This window comes from Micromonospora zingiberis, assembly GCF_004331455.1.
Lineage (GTDB): Bacteria > Actinomycetota > Actinomycetes > Mycobacteriales > Micromonosporaceae > Micromonospora > Micromonospora zingiberis.
Map to the genome: position 1 here is coordinate 78,976 of NZ_SJJR01000015.1, position 16,902 is coordinate 95,877.

16 protein-coding genes, 1 pseudogene and 1 riboswitch are annotated in these 16,902 nt (G+C 72.0%); of the genes and pseudogenes, 10 read left to right on the forward strand and 7 right to left on the reverse strand.

Going from position 1 to position 16,902, the window contains the following annotated elements; genetic code table 11:
• Positions 1–73: 73 nt before the first annotated feature.
• The 4 genes and pseudogenes from E0H26_RS20565 (at position 74) to E0H26_RS20580 (ending at position 3,798) form a co-directional block, all read left to right on the forward strand.
• Positions 74–851 (forward strand): annotated as a pseudogene (locus E0H26_RS20565) (cytochrome P450).
• A 43-nt stretch (positions 852–894) separates the two neighbouring features.
• Complete coding sequence (def, locus tag E0H26_RS20570) at positions 895–1,455, forward strand: peptide deformylase (RefSeq protein ID WP_240742278.1); 561 nt, start codon at positions 895–897, stop codon at positions 1,453–1,455.
• Between the two features lie 4 nt (positions 1,456–1,459).
• Positions 1,460–2,386, forward strand: a complete 927-nt coding sequence (fmt, locus tag E0H26_RS20575; RefSeq protein WP_131306159.1) for a methionyl-tRNA formyltransferase — start codon at positions 1,460–1,462, stop codon at positions 2,384–2,386.
• Positions 2,341–3,798 carry an RsmB/NOP family class I SAM-dependent RNA methyltransferase gene (locus E0H26_RS20580; RefSeq protein ID WP_420812860.1) on the forward strand — a complete coding sequence of 486 codons (1,458 nt, stop codon included), beginning with the start codon at positions 2,341–2,343 and terminating at the stop codon, positions 3,796–3,798. The genes fmt and E0H26_RS20580 overlap by 46 nt, the downstream gene beginning before the upstream one ends.
• A gap of 17 nt (positions 3,799–3,815) precedes the next feature.
• Here E0H26_RS20580 and E0H26_RS20585 read toward each other — a convergent pair whose 3' ends face one another.
• The gene (locus E0H26_RS20585; RefSeq protein ID WP_131306165.1) at positions 3,816–4,700 is read right to left on the reverse strand and encodes a septum formation family protein; all 885 of its coding nucleotides are present in this window, start codon (positions 4,698–4,700) and stop codon (positions 3,816–3,818) included.
• Between the two features lie 70 nt (positions 4,701–4,770).
• Positions 4,771–5,658 (reverse strand): septum formation family protein, encoded by an 888-nt coding sequence (locus E0H26_RS20590; protein ID WP_131306167.1) that lies wholly within the window; start codon positions 5,656–5,658, stop codon positions 4,771–4,773.
• Between the two features lie 242 nt (positions 5,659–5,900).
• On the opposite strand from E0H26_RS20590, the gene rpe reads away from it, so the two are divergent.
• From rpe to ribH, 6 genes are all read left to right on the forward strand, one after another.
• A complete protein-coding gene (gene rpe, locus E0H26_RS20595; protein ID WP_131306170.1) occupies positions 5,901–6,581 on the forward strand; it encodes a ribulose-phosphate 3-epimerase in 681 nt (226 codons plus the stop codon).
• A gap of 1 nt (position 6,582) precedes the next feature.
• A complete protein-coding gene (locus tag E0H26_RS20600) occupies positions 6,583–7,563 on the forward strand; it encodes a response regulator (protein WP_131306173.1) in 981 nt (326 codons plus the stop codon).
• A gap of 58 nt (positions 7,564–7,621) precedes the next feature.
• Positions 7,622–7,794, forward strand: a riboswitch (FMN riboswitch).
• Positions 7,795–7,935: 141 nt separating this feature from the next.
• The gene (gene ribD, locus E0H26_RS20605; RefSeq protein WP_131306176.1) at positions 7,936–8,997 is read left to right on the forward strand and encodes a bifunctional diaminohydroxyphosphoribosylaminopyrimidine deaminase/5-amino-6-(5-phosphoribosylamino)uracil reductase RibD; all 1,062 of its coding nucleotides are present in this window, start codon (positions 7,936–7,938) and stop codon (positions 8,995–8,997) included.
• 2 nt (positions 8,998–8,999) lie between these two features.
• Positions 9,000–9,617: a riboflavin synthase gene (locus E0H26_RS20610; protein WP_131306179.1), complete on the forward strand. Its 618-nt coding sequence runs from the start codon at positions 9,000–9,002 to the stop codon at positions 9,615–9,617.
• Entirely contained in the window at positions 9,614–10,876 is a 1,263-nt protein-coding gene (locus tag E0H26_RS20615) for a bifunctional 3,4-dihydroxy-2-butanone-4-phosphate synthase/GTP cyclohydrolase II (protein WP_131306182.1), read from the forward strand. Before E0H26_RS20610 ends, E0H26_RS20615 begins: the two co-directional genes overlap by 4 nt.
• A 5-nt stretch (positions 10,877–10,881) precedes the next feature.
• Positions 10,882–11,382, forward strand: coding sequence for a 6,7-dimethyl-8-ribityllumazine synthase (ribH, locus tag E0H26_RS20620; RefSeq protein ID WP_131306185.1), 501 nt, complete (start codon positions 10,882–10,884; stop codon positions 11,380–11,382).
• A 115-nt stretch (positions 11,383–11,497) separates the two neighbouring features.
• On the opposite strand, the gene E0H26_RS20625 is transcribed toward ribH, so the two are convergent.
• From E0H26_RS20625 to E0H26_RS20645, 5 genes are all read right to left on the reverse strand, one after another.
• Positions 11,498–12,151 carry a hypothetical protein gene (locus E0H26_RS20625; RefSeq protein ID WP_131306188.1) on the reverse strand — a complete coding sequence of 218 codons (654 nt, stop codon included), beginning with the start codon at positions 12,149–12,151 and terminating at the stop codon, positions 11,498–11,500.
• A 98-nt stretch (positions 12,152–12,249) separates the two neighbouring features.
• A complete protein-coding gene (locus E0H26_RS20630; RefSeq protein WP_131306324.1) occupies positions 12,250–14,220 on the reverse strand; it encodes an acyl-CoA dehydrogenase family protein in 1,971 nt (656 codons plus the stop codon).
• A gap of 121 nt (positions 14,221–14,341) precedes the next feature.
• The gene (locus tag E0H26_RS20635; RefSeq protein ID WP_131306194.1) at positions 14,342–15,085 is read right to left on the reverse strand and encodes an amino acid ABC transporter ATP-binding protein; all 744 of its coding nucleotides are present in this window, start codon (positions 15,083–15,085) and stop codon (positions 14,342–14,344) included.
• A gap of 2 nt (positions 15,086–15,087) precedes the next feature.
• Positions 15,088–15,924 (reverse strand): amino acid ABC transporter permease, encoded by an 837-nt coding sequence (locus E0H26_RS20640; RefSeq protein WP_420812861.1) that lies wholly within the window; start codon positions 15,922–15,924, stop codon positions 15,088–15,090.
• Positions 15,925–15,929: 5 nt separating this feature from the next.
• Entirely contained in the window at positions 15,930–16,796 is an 867-nt protein-coding gene (locus tag E0H26_RS20645) for an ABC transporter substrate-binding protein (protein WP_131306200.1), read from the reverse strand.
• Between the last annotated feature and the right edge of the window lie 106 nt (positions 16,797–16,902).

The window sequence follows — 16,902 nt, forward strand, 5'->3', positions numbered from 1 at the left end:
CGTCGGGCGGACTGCCGCCGGGTGGCGGGGGGCGGGCATGATGGGGGGCCGGCGGCACACCGGGGAGGCCATCATGGACGCTGCGCAGGCGCTCGCGTCGCTCATGTCACCCGAGGGACGCGTCGACCCCTACCCGGCGTACGAGCGCCTGCGCGCCCACGGGCCGGTGGTCGAGGCCGGTCCGGGCATGTACGCGGTCACCGGCTACGCCGAGGCCGACGAACTGCTCCGGGACGCCCGGATGCGGGTCTCCGACGACCGGCTGCGCGACATTCTCCTGCCGGGTTGGCGGGACAGCCCGGCCGTGTCGACGATCGCCCGGTCGATGCTGGAGACCAACCCGCCCGACCACAGCCGGATGCGTCGCCTCGCTGCCGGGGCCTTCACCCCGCGCCGGCCACCCGGAGCACGCCCCGGCGTACGTCGACGAACTGCTCCGCTACGACTCGCCGGTGCAGCTGACCAGCCGGAGCAACAGCGAGACGCTGCGGGCCGGTGGGGTCGAGCTGCCCGCCGGCAGTTGGGTGCTGCTGCTGCTCGGTGCCGCCAACCGGGATCCCCGGCGCTATCCGGACCCGGATCGCTTCGACCCGTGGCGGGCGCTGCTGAACCCGCTCTCCTTCGGCGCCGGCCCGCACTACTGTCTCGGCGCCGGCCTGGCCCGGCTGGAGGGGCAGGTCGCCTTCTCCCGGCTGCTGCGCCGGCTGCCCGAGTTGGCCCTGGCCGGTACGCCCCGACGTCGGCTCCGGTTGACCCTGCGCGGGTACGACAGCCTGCCGATCACCGTGGGTGAGCCGGTGCCGGTCGCCGATCTCGATGCGCCGGCCGGGACGGCTCCGGGCACTCCGTAGACTGGTACGGCATTACCTTCCTGCCGTTAAGGAGTCAACCCGCGTGACCGTCCAGCCCATCCGTCTGTTCGGAGATCCGGTGCTGCGCACGCCGGCCGATCCGGTGGTCGACTTCGACGTCGAGCTGCGCAAGCTCATCGCCGACCTGACCGATACGATGCGTGACAGCAGCGGCGCGGGTCTCGCCGCGCCACAGCTCGGTGTGGGCCTGCGGGTGTTCACCTTCGACGTCGACGACGTGCTCGGTCACCTGGTCAATCCGGTGCTGGAGTTCCCCGACGAGGAGGACCAGGACGGCCCGGAGGGCTGCCTGTCCATTCCTGGGCTGTACTTCGACACCAAGCGCCGGCAGAACGTGATCGCCAAGGGCTTCAACGGCCACGGGGACCCGCTACAGATCGTCGGCACCGGCCTGATGGCCCGCTGCGTGCAGCACGAGACCGACCACCTCGACGGGGTGCTGTTCATCGACCGGCTGGACTCGGCCGGTCGCAAGGAGGCGATGAAGGCGATCCGCCAGGCCGAGTGGTACGACGCCGCCGCCCCGCCCACCGTCAAGCTGAGCCCGCACACCGCCGGCAGCCCCTTCGGCCTGGGGCGGTGACCGGGTGCGCGTGATCTTCGCCGGCACTCCGGCCGTCGCCGTCCCCGCCCTCGCCGCGGTCGCCGAGTCCCGACACGAGTTGATCGCCGTGGTCACCCGGCCGGATGCTCCGGCCGGTCGGGGGCGTGGTCTGGTCCGCTCCCCGGTCGGTGCCTGGGCCGACGAGCACGGCATCGAGGTGCTCACCCCGGCCCGGCCGCGTGAGCCGGAGTTCCTGGACCGGCTGCGTGCTCTCGCCCCGGACTGTGCACCGGTGGTGGCCTACGGGGCGCTGGTGCCGCCGGTCGCGTTGGAGATTCCCCGGCACGGCTGGGTGAACCTGCACTTCTCGCTGCTGCCCGCGTGGCGGGGCGCCGCTCCCGTGCAGCACGCGGTGCTGCACGGCGACGAACTCACCGGCGCCAGCGTCTTCCAGCTGGAGGAAGGGCTGGACACCGGCCCGGTCTACGGCACGCTCACCGACGAGATCCGGCCCGCCGACACCTCCGGTGACCTGCTTGAGCGGTTGGCCCACTCCGGCGCCGCGCTGCTGGTGGCGGTGCTGGACGCCCTGGAGGATGGCACCGCCCGGGCCGAGCCGCAGCCCGCCGACGGGGTCACCCTGGCACCGAAGCTGACCGTCGAGGACGCCCGCGTCCGCTGGTCCGACCCCGCCTTCGCGGTGGACCGCCGGATCCGTGCCTGCACCCCGGCACCGGGACCGTGGACGACCTTCCGGGGCGAGCGGGTGAAACTGGGCATGGTCGTCCCCGCGCCCGACGCCCCCGCGCTCAAGCCCGGTGAACTGCTGGTGGAGAAGGCACGGGTGCTGGTCGGTACGGCCACCGTGCCGATCCGCCTCGGCGAGGTGCGGGCGGCGGGCAAGCGGGCCATGCCGGCGACCGACTGGGCGCGCGGCGCCCGGGTCAGTGCCGGGGAGGTGCTCGCGTGAGGGACACCGCTGCCCACCGGGGCACCGACCGTCGGGGCCCGCGCGCCGCGCGCCCGGCGGCGGACCGCCCCCGTTACGCCGCGTACCAGGCTGTCGCCGCGGTCAACCGGGACGACGCGTACGCCAACCTGGTGTTGCCGGCGATCCTGCGCGACGAGGGCCTGGTCGGCCGGGACGCGGCCTTCGCCACCGAGCTGACCTACGGAACGCTGCGCCACCTCGGCACCCTCGACGCGATCCTCACCGCCGCCGCCGGCCGGGACGTGCAACGCATCGACCCGCCGGTACGCGACGCGCTGCGCATCGGCGCGTACCAGTTGCTGCACACCCGGGTGCCCGCGCACGCGGCGGTATCCTCGACCGTCGACCTGGTCCGCATGGTCGGGCAGGGCGCCACCGGGTTCGCCAACGCGGTGCTGCGCGAGGTCGCCGCACACGACACGGACGAGTGGGTGTCCCGCCTCGCGCCGTCGATGGAGACCGACCCCATCGGTCACCTCGCCCTCGCCTACAGCCATCCACAGTGGATCGTTCGGGCGTTCTCCGAGGTGCTCGGCGGCGACCTCGGCGAGACCGCCCGGCTGCTGATCGAGGACAACGAACGCCCACCGGTGCACCTGTGCGCCCGTCCGGGTCTCGCCGACCCGGTCGAGCTCGCCGACGCCGCCGGAGGCGCCCCGGGTGCCTTCTCGCCGTACGCCGTCTATCTCGGTGGTGGTTCACCCGGCGACCTGGCGGCGGTGGCCGATGGCCGCGCCCACGTCCAGGACGAGGGTTCCCAGCTGGTCGCCAACGCCCTCGCGGTGGCGCCCCTGGACGGCCCGGACGGCCGCTGGCTCGACCTGTGCGCCGGTCCGGGTGGCAAGTCGGGACTGCTCGGGGCGCTCGCGGCGCAGCGCGACGCGCGGTTGACCGCGGTGGAGGTGGCCGAGCACCGGGCGCGGCTGGTCGAGAAGGCCACCCGGGGTCTGCCGGTGACCGTGCTGAACACCGACGGCCGGCTGGTCGGCGCCGAGCCGAAGCTGCCCGAGGGGCACTTCGACCGGGTGCTGGTCGACGCACCGTGCACCGGCCTGGGTTCGCTGCGCCGCCGACCGGAGTCACGGTGGCGCCGGCAGCCCTCCGACCTGCCGGCGTTGACCCGGTTGCAGCGTGAGTTGCTCACCGCCGGGCTGCGGGCGGTCCGCCCGGGCGGCGTGGTGGCCTACGTGACCTGCTCGCCGCACACCGTGGAGACCCACGTGACGGTCACCGAGGCGGCCCGCCGCTGCGGCACCCCGGTGGACTTCGTCGACGCCCGGCCGCTGTTGCCGGCGGGCATGCCGGGGCTCGGGGACGGCCCGACGGTGCAGTTGTGGCCGCATCGGCACGGTACCGACGCCATGTTCCTCGCCCTGCTGCGGCGCGGCTGACGGCGAAGCCCTGCCGGTCAGCTGACCGGCAGGGCTCGGCTGCCGGCGCCCTTCATCGAGCGGGTGAGGAGGCGGTCGCTGCTCCACAGGAAGCACTGCACGCCCCGGTTACCGCTGCGCCACTCGTCCTCGCTGGGGTGGTAGAAGATGGTGCCGGCGCGGTACTGGAGGTTGTTGTCGTCCGGCACCTTGGCGAACTTGGCGATCATGCCGCGGCAGCCCCGGTGGGCCCGCTCGGTGTTGTCCAGGAACGCCTGGTAGCTGCTGTTCGGGGCCGACCAGACGCCGACGAACTCGGCCCGGTGGCGGGCCGTGCACCGGACGGCGACCATCTCGGTGACCTCGTCGCCCTTGGTCTTGGCGTTGAAGCAGCCGTGCCGCAGTGGTGACGCCTCGGACAGGGTTCCGGACAGGCTGGCCGTGCGGCGTACCGGGACCGGGACGTCCAGGCCGCGCAGTTCGTGGACGTCGCAGCGGAACCAGCGTGCTCCGCCGCCCCACGCCGCGGGTGAGGGAAAGAGGACACTGAGCCCGATCCGGCCGGTACGCCAGTCGGCGCCCAGTGCCGCACGCACCTGCCGGTCGCACTCGGTGAACGCGGTGCGCATCTGGGTGCTGCCGGCGGTCGGTGGCGCCGCCGCGTCGACCGGCGGCAGCGTACCGACGTGCAGGGTCTCGGCCCGGTGCGGCTGATCGCAGTCCACCGGGGCGTACGCGCTGAGGTAGCCGATCTCCTGCGGCTGGGCGTGACACGTCTGCGGCGCGGGGGTGAACACCGAGGGCGCGGCCATCGGCGCCCAGTCGTTGATCAGGTCACCGTCCGTTCCGGCCGGCCTCGTGCAGCCGGCCAGCGCCAGTGTGACCACCGTGCCCAGCGCGATCCCGGTGCGCCACCGTCGCATCCCCGTCGACCTCCCGCCCGCGCGCTCGCGCAGCCCGCGGCACGCGCAGCGGCAGCATACGGCACCCTGCTCAGGTCACCGGTAGTCCCTGCGGGCCGACCCCGCGCATCGAACCGGTGAGCTTGCGGTCGTCGCTCCACAAGATACAGCGGACGCCACGGTCGCCCTCCTCCCATTCTCGTTGGGAGGGCGGATAGAAGATCGAGCCGGCGCGGTAGGGCAGGTCGGAGTTGTTGGGCACGTCCGCGTACGCGGCGATCAGTTCCATGCAGCGTTTGTGGGCCTGACTGGCCGAGTTGGTGAACTCTTCCCAGGTCATGTCCCGCTCGATGTAGACCCCGACGAACTCGGCGCCGTGTGGTTCGGTGCACAGCACGGGGGCCATGTAGTTCAGGCTGTTGCCGATGAGCTTCGGGTCGAAGCAGCGGTGGACCAGGGGTGCGTCGCCGATCAGCGCCCCGCGCAGGCTGCCGGTGCGGTTGACCGGTCTGGTGTTGTCGATGCTGTCGGTCTCGCTGAGGTCGCAGCGGAACCACCGTGCGCCGCCGTTCCAGGCCGAGACCGACGGCAGCGCGATGTTCAGCGTCAGGCGGGCGATGTGCCAGTCACCGCCGAGCACCAACCGGGCCCGTTGGTCGCACTCGGCCCGAGCGGTACGCAGGGCCGCCGACCCGGGCTCGGGTCGTGGTCCGTCGGCCGCCGGCCCGGTGAACGCGCCGACGTGGACCGCCTCGGCGAGATGGTTGCGGGCGCAGTCCACCGTTTCGTAGGTGCTCGCCTGCACGACCGCGGTGACTCGCGGCAGGCAGGCGTCGGTGGCCGGGACGAACATCGCTGGTGTCCGCAGCGCGGGCCAGTTGTTGGTGAGGTCGCCGTCCGTACCACCCGGCCGTACACAGCCGCTCAGCAGAAGCACAGCCACGCTGCCCAACGCCAGCGCCGCGAGCCACCGTCGCATCGTCCGCCCTTTCCGGAAGCCGCTGCCCGGCTGTCGGCTCCCGCACCGGCTGCACGTTACCGTCACCGTCCCCGATGGAGTGTTGCCGTGATTCGGCCATCTGGCCAGTCGGGAACCACCTTCGTACCGCGCCAACGGTCCGAAGGGTGCCATTCTGCACCATTGGTCACCTCTGGGTCACAGGGCGTCCCGGTTGGTGCCGTGCTGCCAGCGGCTGGTGGCCGCGTTCGTACACTGGCCCTGTGACCGTACCGCCGCCGATCGTCGCGCCCAGCATCCTCGCCGCCGATTTCGCCCGTCTCGCCGAAGAGGTCCGCGCCGTCGAGAACGCCGCGGACTGGTTGCACGTCGATGTGATGGACAACCATTTCGTGCCGAACCTGACCATCGGGCTGCCCGTGGTGCAGAGCCTGCGCGCCGCCACCGAACTGCCCTTCGACGTCCACCTGATGATCTCCGACCCGCGCAGGTGGGCGCCGGGCTACGCCGACGCCGGGGCCTACAACGTCACCTTCCACGCCGAGGCGTGTGACGATCCGGTGGCGCTGGCCAAGGACCTGCGCGCGGCCGGGGCGAAGGCGGGACTGGCGATCGACCGGGACACCCCCATCGAGCCGTACCTCGACCTGTTGCCCAGCTTCGACACGCTGCTGGTGATGACCATCAAGGCCGGGTTCGGCGGCCAGCGGTTCATCCCGCAGCTGCTCGACAAGGTGCGCACCGCGCGCCGGCACGTCGACGCCGGCCACCTGGAACTGCGCATCGAGGTCGACGGCGGGATCGCCGCCGACACCATCGAGCAGGCCGCCGCGGCGGGTGCCGACGCCTTCGTCGCCGGCACCGCCGTCTACGGCGCCGACGATCCCGCCGAGGCGGTACGCCGGCTGCGGCAGCTGGCGGAGCGCGCGGCTGACGGGAGCTGACGTGGAGCCCGCCGACGACCGCAAGGACGTGATCCTCGTCGTCGACGACGACGAGGACATCGCCCGTTTCGTCGAGTTCAACCTGCGGCTGCACGGTTTCGACGTGCTGCTGGCCAGTGACGGGCAGGAGGCGCTCGACGTGATCGAACGCCAGCGCCCGGACCTGGCCGTGGTCGACCTGATGATGCCCCGGGTGGACGGCCTGGAACTGACCCGGCGGCTGCGGGCCGACCCGATGACCGCGGCCCTACCGGTGATCATGCTGACCGCCAAGGGCATGACCCAGGACAAGGTCAACGGGCTCAGCGCCGGGGCCGACGACTATCTGGTCAAGCCCTTCGACACCCTGGAACTGCTGGCCCGGGTCACCTCGACGCTGCGGCGCAACAAGGAGTTCCGCGAGGTTTCCCCGCTGACCGGCCTGCCCGGCAACAGCCGGATCCGTCGGGAGATCGCCGACCGGGTCCGCAGCGGCGCCGACTACGCGGTCGGCTACATCGACATCGACCGGTTCAAGAGCGTCAACGACCGGTACGGGTTCTCCCGGGGCGACGACTTCATCTCCGCGCTGGCCCGCAGCCTGCACCGGGCGGTGGTCTCGGTGGCGCTGCCGCCGGCCTTCCTCGGTCACGTCGGCGGTGACGACTTCGTCTTCGTCTGCACCCCGGACCAGGTGCTGCCACTCACCTCACGAGTTTCCGCAGATTTCGAGAAGGCCGCGGACGCCCTCTACGATCCCACCGACCGGGAACGCGGTTACGTGGAGTTGAAGGATCGGCGCGGAAACATCCGTCGCGCGGCCCTGGTCACCCTCTCGATCGGGGTCTCCATCTCCGACGCCGACAAGCGCCTGACCAGCCCTCTTGAGGCGATGACCATCGCCTCGGAGATGAAAACGGTGGCCAAGAGCCAACCCGGCTCGTACGTGGCGGTGGACCGTCGGCGCGGGGTCGGCGACCCGAACCACCGTCATGTGAAGTAGCTCGCCGGGGTGGCGAAACCACCCGGTCGACGTGTAAGACTTTCCTCTAGTACCCACCACGCGCTGGCGGGACTCGGTGTAATTCCGAACCGGCGGTGATCCACGGTCCGACCGTGGTAAGCCCGCGACCCGGGAGCGGTTCGTCCGCCCGGTGGACCTGGTGAGAATCCGGGGCCGACGGTTGGGTGCGGTTCGTCCGCGCCCAGACAGTCCGGATGGGAGACAGCGCGCGGAACGGAAGGGTCGGCTGCTCGTTGGGCTTCAGCGTGCGCACCCTTCCCGCCGGGGCGGCTGCGCCGTACCCGGATTCCGCCGCTCTGGCTGTCCCGTCTCCCCGCCCGCGCCTTGACAGCGAGAGGGCAGGGCTGGGCGATGGCGAGCGTCTCCGTTGACGAGGCGATGCGTCGCGCGATCGAACTCGCGGCGCGAGGGCTCGGCACGACGAGTCCCAATCCCGTGGTCGGCTGTGTGCTGCTCGACGCCGACGGCGAGGTGGTCGGCGAGGGCTTCCACGCGTACGCCGGGGGACCGCATGCCGAGATCGTCGCGCTGGCCCAGGCCGGTCATCGGGCGAAGGGCGGCACGGCCGTGGTCACCCTGGAACCCTGCGACCACACCGGCCGCACCGGCCCCTGTAGCTCCGCGCTGGTGCAGGCGGGAGTGTCCCGCGTGGTCATCGCGGTGCCCGACCCGACCCCGGTGGCGGCCGGGGGGGCCGCCACGCTGCGGGCCGCCGGGGTCCGGGTCGACCTGGGAGTACGCGCCACCGAGGCGGAGAGCGGCAACATCGCCTGGCTGACCGCGATGCGCCGGGGCTGGCCCTACGTGATCTGGAAGTACGCGGCGACGTTGGACGGCCGCTCCGCGGCGGCCGACGGCACCAGCATGTGGATCACCTCCGAGGCGGCCCGGATGGACGTGCACGCGCTCCGCGCGACCGTCGACGCGGTGATCGTCGGGGTGGGCACGGTCCTCGCCGACGACCCTCGGCTCACCGTGCGCAACCTGCGCGACGGCAGCCTGGCCATCCGGCAACCGCTGCGGGTGGTGGTCGACTCGGCCGGGCGTACCCCGATCGACGCCCAGGTCCGCGACGGCGCCGCCGGTACCTGGATCGCCACCACGGCCGAGGTCGGCGCCGGCCCGGACGGTGGGGTGGACCTGCCCGCGCTGCTGGCCGCGCTGCACACCCGGGGCGTACGGGCCGTGCTGCTGGAGGGCGGCCCTCGGCTGGCCGGGGCGTTCCTCGCCGCCGGCCTGGTCGACCGGGTCGTCGGTTACCTCGCCCCCCGGCTGCTCGGCGCGGGACCTGCCGCCCTGGTCGACGCGGGCGTGACCACCATCACCGAGGCCATCGACCTGGAGATCAGCGACGTCACCCAGGTCGGACCCGACCTGCGGATCACCGCACTGCCCCGCAAAAGGGAGGGCTAGGCATGTTCACCGGCATTGTCGAGGAACAGGGCGAGGTCGTCGGGGTCACCCCGACCGCGCAGGATTCGGCCCGGGTGGCGATCCGTGGCCCGCTGGTCACCTCCGACGCCCGGCACGGCGACTCGATCGCGGTCAACGGTGTCTGCCTGACCGTGGTCGAGGCCGACGGCGGGGTGTTCACCGCCGACGTGATGGGCGAGACGCTGCGCCGCTCGGCGCTGGGCACGCTGCGCCCGGGGGACCGGGTCAACCTGGAGCGGGCCGCCGCGCTCGGCAGTCGCCTCGGCGGCCACCTGGTGCAGGGCCACGTCGACGGGGTGGGCGAGGTGCTCTCGCGTGAGCCGGCGCAGCAGTGGGAGACGGTCCGGTTCCGGCTGCCCGCCGCGCTGTCCCGATACGTCGTGGAGAAGGGCTCGATCACCGTCGACGGGGTGTCGCTGACCGTGGCCGAGGTGGGTGGCGACTGGTTCGCGGTCGGACTGATCCCGACCACGCTGTCGCTGACCACGCTCGGCACCCGAGCGGTGGGCGACCCGGTCAACCTGGAGATCGACGTGCTGGCCAAGTACGTCGAGCGGCTGCTCGGTGCCCGCCCGGACGGAGAGGAGGTGCCGGCATGAGCCGCTTCGCCGACATCGAGCAGGCCCTGGCGGACGTCGCCGCCGGCCGGCCGGTCGTCGTGGTCGACGACGAGGACCGGGAGAACGAAGGCGATCTGATCTTCGCCGCCGAACTGGCCACCCCGGAACTGCTGGCCTTCACCGTGCGGCACACCTCCGGCTTCATCTGCGTACCGCTCACCGAGAGCGAGTGCGACCGGCTCGACCTGCCACCCATGCACCACACCAACCAGGACCGCCGGCAGACCGCGTACACGGTGACGGTGGACGCCCGCGAGGGGGTGAGCACGGGCATCTCCGCGGCCGACCGGGCGCACACCATCCGGCTGCTCGCCGACCCGGCGACCGGCCCGGCCGACCTGGCCCGGCCCGGGCACGTGGTGCCGTTGCGGGCCCGCCCGGGTGGCGTGCTGCGCCGTCCCGGGCACACCGAGGCGGCCGTCGACCTGGCGCGGCTGGCCGGGCTGCGTCCGGCCGGGGTGCTCTGCGAACTGGTCAACGACGACGGCACCATGATGCGGCTGCCGGACCTGGAGAAGTTCTGTGCCGAGCACTCGCTGACCCTGGTCACCATCGCCGACCTGATCGCCTACCGGCGCCGCACCGAGAAGCAGGTCCAGTTGGTCGCCGACGCCCGGATGCCCACCGCCCACGGGGTGTTCCGGGCGCTGGGCTACCGCAGCGAGTACGACTCGGCCGAGCACGTGGCGCTGGTGATGGGCGACCTCGGTGACGGCCGGGACGTGCTGGTACGGGTGCACTCCGAGTGCCTGACCGGGGACGCCTTCGCCTCGGTGCGCTGCGACTGCGGTCCGCAGCTCAACGCCGCCCTGGACCGGGTGGCCCGCGAGGGGCGGGGCGTGGTGCTCTACGTACGCGGCCACGAGGGGCGGGGCATCGGGCTGCTGCACAAGCTGCGGGCGTACCAGTTGCAGGACCAGGGCCGCGACACGGTCGACGCGAACCTCGATCTCGGCCTGCCGGCCGACGCGCGTGACTACGGCACCGGCGCGCAGATCCTCTACGACCTCGGGGTGCGCTCGATGCGGCTGCTGACCAACAATCCGGCAAAGCGGGCCGGGTTGGAGGGCTACGGGCTCACCGTCACCGGCCGGGAGAGCCTGCCGGTGCGCACGCACCCGGAGAATGTGCGCTACCTGCGTACCAAGCGGGACCGGATGGGACACCTGCTCGACGTGGACGAGGCGGCCGAGGCGCCGATGGGTCGCCCGGTGGCCGGCAACGAGATCGGAGCGTAGGACAGATGGCGGGTTTCGGTGAGCCGGGGACGACCCCGGTCGACGCGTCGGGAATGACGGTGGGCGTGGTCGCCGCCCGCTGGCACGGCGAACTGACCGACCACATGCTCGACCGGGCGGTCGCCGCCGCGCAGGCGTGCGGCGCGCGGGCCGTGGTGGCCCGGGTGGCCGGCTCGGTGGAGTTGCCCGTGGTCGCGCAGGCGTTGGCCCGCCGCTGCGACGTGGTGGTCGCGCTCGGCGTGGTGGTACGCGGTGCCACCGCGCACTTCGACTACGTCTGCCGTTCGGTCACCGACGGGCTGACCCGGATCGCGCTGGACGAGGGCAAGCCGGTGGCGCACGGGGTGCTCACCGTCGACACCATCGAGCAGGCCCGCGACCGGGCCGGGCTGCCCGGCTCCGCCGAGGACAAGGGCTGGGCGGCCACCGTGGCGGCTTTGGACGCCGCCCTGGCCATCCGCCAGGTCGCCACCGCCGGCAACCAGCGCGTCGGCTTCGGCGCCTGACCGCCGTCACCCGCCCGGCAACGAGAGGGTGTACGCGGGTACGAAGAGAGCTTCTGGGCGGGTGCTGACGCCGTAGTTGCCGGGGACCACCACTCGGTCCCCGGTCGCCCGACGCTCAGGCCTCCTCTTCGCTCGGGTCGAACTGCGCCTGGACGGCGGCCTCGACCGCCGAGGTGGGCAGTTTGGTGACCACCTGCCCGTTGATCGTGCAGCCGGCCCAGTAGCTGCCGGTGGGCTGCGAGCCCTGGATGCTCAGGTAGTCGCTGTCGCACCTGGCGACGTCCTTGTTGACGGATTCGAGGTCGGCCTCGCTCAGCAGCACGTGGGGGATGCCGGTGTTGCTGATGTACATGAAGTCCGTCGGCATGTAGATCGTCACGTTGTTCACCCCGGCGGCGGCCAGGTGGTTGGCCAGCGTGGTGACGTCGTTTCCGGTGTGGCAGACGAGGAACCAGAGGGTACGGCCACTGAGGCCGGCGGGGGTGAACTTGAGCGCGACGTCCTGGGCGAACTCGTCCAGCCATCGCCCGCCGACCCAGGGGGCCTCCTGCTGACTGCGGGGGTCGACGTCGTACCCGGAGTGGGCCAGGACCAGGACCGGCTCGCCGGGTGCGAGCGCCGGCGCGAGCGGGGTCTGCATCTGGGCGATCGTGCTGTTCAGCACGGACCGGGTGACGTGCGCCGCGACCGCCGCGTTGGCCCGCAGGCGCTTGAGGTCGGCCGCGAACACCCGGCTCAGCTTGCTCTTGCTCTCGATGATCCAGATCACCAGGGGTCTCCCGTCGATGAGGGTGTCGCCCCAGAGTGCTGCACCGCGCAGCGATCGACGTTCTACGGTCCGTTACCGAACAGTCGGGAAGTTGGCGGTCACCGGCCGGCGTCGTGGGCGGCCATCGCCTCCTGCCGGTCGGGTTCCTCGCGCAGGATGGCGCAGTGCAGCCACGCCTCGGGGATGGCGAAACCGTCCACCAGCGTGCGCAGTTGCGGGCGTAGCTCCTTGAGCAGGCCGTTCACCACGGCGGTGATCGCCTTCGAGCGGGCCGGGGTGAGTCGGCCGTGTTCCAGGAACCATCCCTTGTGGGCCTCGATGACGGTGAGCGCGTACAGGTCGCAGACGCGGGAGAGCAGCGCCTTGACCGCCGGGTCGGTGGTGCTGGCGATGCCGGCGACGAACGCCTCCAGGGTGACCCGGTCGACGTGTGCGGCGGCAACGGTGAGGAGGTGGTCCTGGACGTCGTTGAAGATGTCGAAGGGCCGGTCCTTCTTGGTGCTCGCGCCGTTGCGCAGCCGCCGGACCGCCCCGTCCAGCAGGTGCCGCTCGCGGTCCTCGAAGACCTTGAGCTGCCAGCCCCGGTCGGTGACGGCGACCTCCTCGTCACGGCCGGGTACGGCACTGACGAGCCGCTCGATGAGCGACCGCGCGGCGGTGCGCTCCAGCACCATCTCGCGGACCTGTTCGGCGACGAAGGAGGCCCGCCCCCAGCCGTCCAGGGAGCCGAACTCGTCCCGGTAGCCGGTGAGCAGCCCCTTGGCCACCAGTTGCAGCAGCACCGTGTTGTCACCCTCGAAGGTGGTGAAGACGTCGGTGTCGGCCTTGAGACCGGGCAGCCGGTTCTCGGCCAGGTAGCCGGCCCCGCCGCACGCCTCGCGGCACATCTGGATGGTGCGGGTGGCGTGCCAGGTCTGCGCGGCCTTGAGGCCGGCGGCCCGGGACTCCAGTTCCCGTTGCCGGTGCTCGTCGACCGGGCCGTCGCCGCCCTGCACCTCGCTCACCGCGGCGACCAGTTCGGCCTGGGCGAAGTGCAGCGCGTACGTGGTGGCCAGTGCGGGCAGCAGCTTGCGCTGATGGGCCAGGTAGTCGTTGAGCAGCACCTCGCGCTCGGCGTCGGGGGCGCTGAACTGGCGCCGGATGTCGCCGTAGCGGACCGCGATGGTCAACGCCATCTTGGTGGCGGCCGACGCGGCGCCGCCCACGCTCACCCGGCCCCGGACCAGGGTTCCGAGCATGGTGAAGAAGCGCCGGGAGTCGTCGGCGATCGGGCTGGAGTAGGTGCCGTCGGTCGCGACCTGGCCGTACCGGTCCAGCAGCATGTCCCGGGGCACCCGTACGTGGTCGAAGCTGAGCCGTCCGTTGTCCACGCCGAGCAGGCCGGCCTTGGGGCCCGCGTCGCCGATCGTCACGCCGGGCATCGGGTTGCCCTGCGCGTCGCGGATCGGCACCAGCCAGGCGTGCACGCCGTGCCGCCGCCCGTCGGTGACCAGCTGGGCGAAGACCACCGCCAGCCGGCCGTCCCGGGCCGCGTTGCCGATGTAGTCCTTGCGGGCCGCCTGATGCGGGGTGTGCAAATCGAAGGTCTGGGTGTCCGGGTCGTACGTGCAGGTGGTGCGCAGTTGCTGGACGTCGGAGCCGTGACCGGTCTCGGTCATCGCGAAGCAGCCGAAGATCTTGCCCGAGATGATGTCCCGCAGGTAGGCGTCGTGGTGCCGCCGGGTGCCGAGGGCCACGACGGCGCCGCCGAACAGGCCCCACTGCACGCCCGCCTTGACCATCAGCGACAGGTCGACCTGCGCCAGCATCTCGCTGGCCACGATTGAGCCGCCGATGTCGGAACTGCCGCCGTACTCGGCGGGGAAGGCCGCCGACGTCCCCAGCTCGACGGGCAGCTCGGTGAGCAGCCGGCTGATCCGCTCGCGGGCCTGATCGCCGCTCTCCCCGTAGACCGGAAGGAAGCGTGCGTCGAGGTTGTCGCGGTGTGCGGCGCGGACCCCGGCCCACTGGCCGTCGAGGACCTCCCGCAGGCGGGCGACGTCGACGGGGTCGGGCGCGGTACTGGGCATGGCTACCTCTAGGGACGTCGTCATGGTGTGGTTTGTACCCAAACGAGGGTACGTACCTGCCGACCCGCACCGGTGACTGATGTCACGGTGCGCGGCGGCTCCGCCCGTCGGCCCCGGCGCCTCAGAGGCGGCCGGCTTCGATGATGCGGGCCAGGAACTGGCGGGTCCGGGGGTGGGTGGGGTCGGCGAGCACCTGCTGCGGCGGACCCGATTCGACGACCCGGCCGGCGTCGAGGAAGCAGACCTGGTCGGCCACGTCGCGGGCGAAGCCCATCTCGTGGGTGGCCAGCACCATCGTCATCCCGTCGGCCTTGAGGTCGCGGATCATGGTCAGTACCTCACCGACCAGCTCCGGGTCCAGCGCCGAGGTGACCTCGTCGAGCAGCAGCAGTCGGGGCGAGTTGGCCAGTGCCCGGACGATGGCCACCCGCTGCTGCTGGCCGCCGGAGAGCCGGTCCGGGTAGGCGTCGGCCTTCGCCCCCAGCCCCACCCGATCCAGCAGTTCCCGGGCGCGGGTCTCGGCCTCCCGCCGGGAGCGGCCGTGCACCCGACGCGGCGCGAGGGTGATGTTGTCCAGCACGCTCAGGTGCGGAAAGAGGTTGTACGACTGGAAGACCATGCCGATCCGGCGGCGTACCTTGTCGGGGTCGACGCCGGGCGCGGAGATCTCCTCGCCGTCCAGCTCGATCGTCCCGTCGTGCAGTTCCTCCAGCAGGTTGACGCAGCGCAGCAGGGTCGACTTGCCCGAACCGGACGCCCCGATCAGGGCCACCACCTGGTGCTCGGCCACGGTCAGGTCGAGCCCGTCGAGGACGACCTGGTCACCGAAGACCTTGCGTAGCCCTTGGCATCGCAACACGTCCATGCTCAGCCTCCGGACTGGCGTCGGGCCGCCCGCAGCGTCACCTGGTCGGTGATCGCGATCAGCGGAATGGCGAGCAGCACGAAGAGCACCCCCGCCACGATGTACGGCGTGAAGTTGAAGGTCTGGGCGGTGGCGATCTGCGCGGCCCGGACCGCGTCGATCGGCCCGGCCAGGGCGACCAGCCCGACGTCCTTCTGCATCGCGACGATGTCGTTGAGCAGCGGCGGGGCGACCCGCCGGACGGCCTGTGGCAGCACCACGTGCCGCATGGTCTGCCGGTAGGTCAGCCCCAGCGAGCGGGCCGCCGCGAGTTGGCTGGGGTGCACCGACTCGATGCCCGCGCGGAACACCTCGGCCAGGTACCCGGAGTAGGTGAGTACCAGCGCCGCCCCGCCCAGCACCAGCACCGACGGCATGCCCTGGAGTCGCAGGCCGGGCGTACCCAGGGCGAGCACGTAGATCACGATGATCAGCGGCAGGCCACGGAAGGTGTAGGTGTAGCTGGTGGCCAGCGCCCGGATCGGGAAGAACACCGGCCCGCGCAGGGTACGCAGGATCGCGATCAACAGCCCGAGCAGCAGCGCGGCGACCGCGCAGCAGACCAGCAGCCGGACGTTGAGCCAGAGCCCGGCCAGCACCCGGGGCAACGCGTCCCGGGCGATCTGCGGGTCGAGGAACGACTGGCGTACCCGGTCCCAGCCGGGTGCCCCGGTCACGGCGAACGCCAGCAGCGTGCCGACCGCCGCCGTGGAGGCGGCGGCGATCAGCACGCTCAGGACGGTCTGCCGGCGCCGGTACTCCTCACGGGCCCGCTGGGCCGGCGAGGGGACGTACGGGATGGTGCTCACGTGAGTTCAGGGGCTCCCGCGACCTGGGCCAGCCACTGCTGCTCCAACTGCCTCAGCACCCCGTCGGCGGCCAGTTGCTCGACCGCGCCACTGACGCAGCCGGTCAGCGGTGAGCCCTTGTCCAACAGCAGCCCGAACGCCTCGGGGGTGCCCACCTGCGGAAACTGCCCGACGATCACCGCGTCGTCGATCTCCGCGGCGGTGATGTAGAAGGCGGTGGGCAGGTCCACGACCAGGCCGTCGAGCTGACCGTTCTGCAGGGCCTTCTTGGCGTCGTCGTTGCTGTTGTAGACCTGCGGCTCGACCGTGGGCTGCACCAGGTCGACGATCGCCTGGTAACTGGTCGTCCCGACCTGGGCGCCGAGCTTGGCGCCCTTCAGGTCGGCCAGGGTGGTCTTGCCGGCGATCTTCGAGGACTTCAGGGCGATGACGGTCTGCCGCACCAGGTAGTAGGGCGCGGTGAAGTCGACCGCCTGCTTGCGCTCCTCGGTGATGGAGAACTGGTTGATGTCGAAGTCGAAGGTCTTGGGTCCGGGCGCGATGGCGGAGTCGAACTTGACCCGGGTCCAGACCACGTCGTCGCGGGCGTAGCCCAGCTTCTCCGCCACCGCGTACGCCACCGCGGACTCGAAGCCCTCACCGTTGTCGGGCTTGTTGTCGACGAACCACGGCTGGTAGGCCGGCTCGTCGGTGGCGATGGTGAGCTTGCCGGGTGTCTGGGTGCGCAGGTTCTCCTTCGCGCAGTCGGTGGCGCCGGTGGCGGAGGGCTGGGGAGCGGGCTCGTCCTGCGGGGCGCAGGCGGCGACGGCGAGCAGGACCGCGCCGGCCGTGACGAGTGTGCGGATGCGTGGGGTGCTGACCATGGCGGACAGCGTACGACCACCATCGGTGAGCACCGAAGGGGTGTCCCACCATGTTGGTAGGGAATGCTGGTCCCGCTCACCGGTCACCAGCGGACCCGGTGCACGC